The sequence below is a fragment of the Microcystis sp. M53598_WE2 genome (assembly GCF_030067735.1).
Taxonomy (GTDB): Bacteria; Cyanobacteriota; Cyanobacteriia; order Cyanobacteriales; family Microcystaceae; genus Microcystis; species Microcystis aeruginosa.
Genome location: NZ_JASJFE010000431.1, coordinates 1 through 1,019 on the forward strand (window position 1 = coordinate 1; position 1,019 = coordinate 1,019).

1 protein-coding gene is annotated in these 1,019 nt (G+C 37.2%); it reads right to left on the reverse strand.

Going from position 1 to position 1,019, the window contains the following annotated elements:
• A partial coding sequence (locus tag PX636_RS09115) for an RNA-guided endonuclease InsQ/TnpB family protein (protein ID WP_288116820.1) occupies nt 1-991 on the reverse strand: 991 nt, incomplete at its 3' end.
• Nucleotides 992-1,019 lie beyond the last annotated feature (28 nt).

A 1,019-nucleotide genomic window follows, 5' to 3' on the forward strand; every position in this document is an offset into this window, starting at 1 on the left:
TAGAACAATTTTGAGACGTATTATGAGGTGAGACAGCTATAGTTAACTTGCCGTATTTGTCCCCAAAATACTCTAGCCATTGCCTAAAAACAGACCATCCTGCATCGGTTATCGACTTCGCTAAATGACGATTTTTGACCATGCCTTTGATATTTAAGTTTTCATAGACGATTAAGTCGTTAGACTTAACTAAACGGAGTGCCACACTTTTGACAAACTCTTCTCGTTGCCTACTTACTCTTAAATGTTTCCGAGCATATCGCTTTCTAGCTTTGTGATAATTACGAGATTGTTTTTTACCCTTACGGTATTTCTTTGACTTTTTCCTGTTTAATCGGTTTAGTTGTTTTTCAGCTTTTCGATAGTAGTTCGGACAATCAATTTGATGGCCTTCGCTATCTACTAAGAAAAACTTTAATCCGACATCAATCCCAGTGGCTTTCTGGGAAGGTGTTAAAGGCTTAACCGTGTCTCTGGGGTCTAATTTAAGGCAAAACTGCACATAATAACCATCGGCACGATTCAGGATTCTTACCCGTTTAATCTGGTCTGGTTGATAGTAATTAATATCTCTAGAACCAATCAGTTTAAGAGTACCAATACCTTTTTTATCTGTAAAGGTAATATGGCGTTTATCTTTTGATAGCTTCCATCCAGATACTTTATACTCAACGGAACGGGAATGTTTTTTAAACTTAGGGTAGTTTTTCTTTCCTTTAACTTTATTTTGGCAATTATCGTAAAACCGAGTAATTGCCCGCAAGGTTCTTTCTACAGCAGTCTGGCAAGCATGGGAGTTTAAATCATCAACAAATTTAAACTCTTTCCTTAATGCTGTGTTGTATCGAAATAACTCTGTTTTGCCAACACCCTGATTATCCATCCAATAACGCAGGACTTTATTCCGAACAAATTGGGTTGTCCGTATTGCTTCGTTAATGGCTTCTATCTGATTAGGTTTTGGCTTAACTTTGTATTCTAGTACAAACATCTTGACACTGCTCGATCGAGTATCAACA